The organism is Vibrio sp. MM46, from assembly GCF_027587135.1.
Classification (GTDB): Bacteria; Pseudomonadota; Gammaproteobacteria; order Enterobacterales; family Vibrionaceae; genus Vibrio; species Vibrio harveyi.
Genome location: NZ_JAPPTO010000089.1, coordinates 1 through 773, shown reverse-complemented (window position 1 = coordinate 773; position 773 = coordinate 1). Strand labels below are relative to the sequence as shown.

Here is a 773-nt window from a genome sequence, read left to right as displayed (position 1 = left end):
AGCATTTATAATAGTACTTTTGATAGATGATTTCACGAACTATCAAAAAGTATACAAAATGATAGGTGGTGGGGAGGGTTGCGCAATATTTTAATGAATGTTTATTTTAGTCGGAATAATGAGCAATAAACTGTTTGATTTGAAGTGTCTATTGATTTTGTAATTTTGATTGCTATTAGCTATTTATGTGCATGTAGTTGCACCTTTAAAGCGAAGTTGTATATTCGATGTGGTTTGCATGAAGCACGTTAAATTCGAACCGAGACGATTTAAACATAGATGTTTACATAGACAGTAGGCTTTGTTGCTTAATTCAGAGAGAAGACATGCCTATCCTATAGCGCTTAATTCTTAAACGATATATTGAGTTTAAGGCTGTAAGCTTATTCAGCACTTTGATCATTGTGTAAGTTTAAGATGCCACATTCCTCCAACTTAGAAATGTCACATTAAGTGTAGAATCCGCACCTTAGGGTTTTTTGCTTAAGATGCAGGAATGCTACTGACTATGAGCTCCCAAGAGCTGAAAAGCTCGAACTTATTCAACACGTTTGTGATACATTCCACTGACAATCGGTTCTGAGAACAAAAAGAATGCCATTCATGGCATCACGATTATCGACCCTCTTTCGATGTGTACCGAGAGGGGGTAGTCTTTCGGATAGGTAACAGACGCTCAATTTTTGCCAAAAGGGCATCAGAGATTAGGTGTATTGTGTTGAACTCATTTACAATATTTTCAATAGGTGTTGATTTTACTCAGACAACACCTA

General features: G+C 36.4%; 1 pseudogene. It reads right to left on the bottom strand.

Annotation, left to right across the window (positions count from 1 at the left end):
- Nucleotides 1-560: 560 nt before the first annotated feature.
- Nucleotides 561-728 (bottom strand): annotated as a pseudogene (locus OH459_RS28035) (transposase); the annotation flags it as partial.
- Nucleotides 729-773 lie beyond the last annotated feature (45 nt).